This window comes from Candidatus Hakubella thermalkaliphila, assembly GCF_013281975.1.
GTDB classification, from domain to species: domain Bacteria; phylum Actinomycetota; class Humimicrobiia; order Hakubellales; family Hakubellaceae; genus Hakubella; species Hakubella thermalkaliphila.
In genome coordinates this window covers 1-751 of the sequence record NZ_BLRZ01000391.1, presented here as the reverse complement: position 1 = coordinate 751, position 751 = coordinate 1, and the positions used below count along the sequence as shown (strand labels likewise).

Here is a 751-nt window from a genome sequence, read left to right as displayed (position 1 = left end):
GGCCATGTTGGTCAACACCGTCCACCGGGAGGGCTCCAATCTGGCTATGACTTCGGGACGCCTGGCGGCAGAGACAGTGATCAGAGCCAGGGAGAAAGGAGACTTCTCAGCCCGAAGCCTCTCGCTGTACCGGAAACTTCTGGAAGAGAGTTTTGTACTCAAAGATCTCAAGAAGTATCAGAATCTTCCTCGCTATCTCAAATCTCATCGGGAGCTGTTTACCCTTTACCCGGAGCTGCTGAGTGGGGCTGCTATAGAGATGATGACGGTGGACAGCACCCCTAAGAGAGATAAACAGAGAAAGATCTGGCGGGAGGTCATAAGCAAGAGATCCCTCTGGCGGTTGGCCAGAGATCTTTATCACGGATGGAGGGCGGTACGTTGAAGATTGAGGATAAACTTTATCTGGATAGGTTTGTGTCCGATGACACCTCCCACCTTATTATTATTGACCAGGGTGTCTGTGCTCAATGCGAATTGAAGCCTTGCATCAACACCTGTCCCGCCCACGTCTATCAGTGGGAAGGAGACAGGATCAGTGTGGCCTATGAGGGATGTCTGGAGGATGGTGCCTGCCGTATTAAGCTCCTTCACCACCGTAAGCAGAGCAGGCAGCTCAGCTCTGAGCACTTCTCTTCCTCCCTCCAACTGCCGCTCCACCACTATCTCCTTCTTCTCCAAATCTATCGATCTGATCTTCACCACGTAGGTAAGTTGAGAGATACCCAGACGAGTGGCAATGCCCGGACCC

2 pseudogenes are annotated in these 751 nt (G+C 52.3%); one reads left to right on the top strand and one right to left on the bottom strand.

The features are described from left to right. Positions 1 to 385, top strand: a pseudogene (locus HW443_RS12355) (FAD-dependent oxidoreductase); the annotation flags it as partial. Here HW443_RS12355 and HW443_RS12350 read toward each other — a convergent pair. Further along, positions 361 to 751: pseudogene (locus tag HW443_RS12350) on the bottom strand (hypothetical protein); the annotation flags it as partial. The pseudogenes HW443_RS12355 and HW443_RS12350 sit on opposite strands and share 25 nt — an antisense overlap.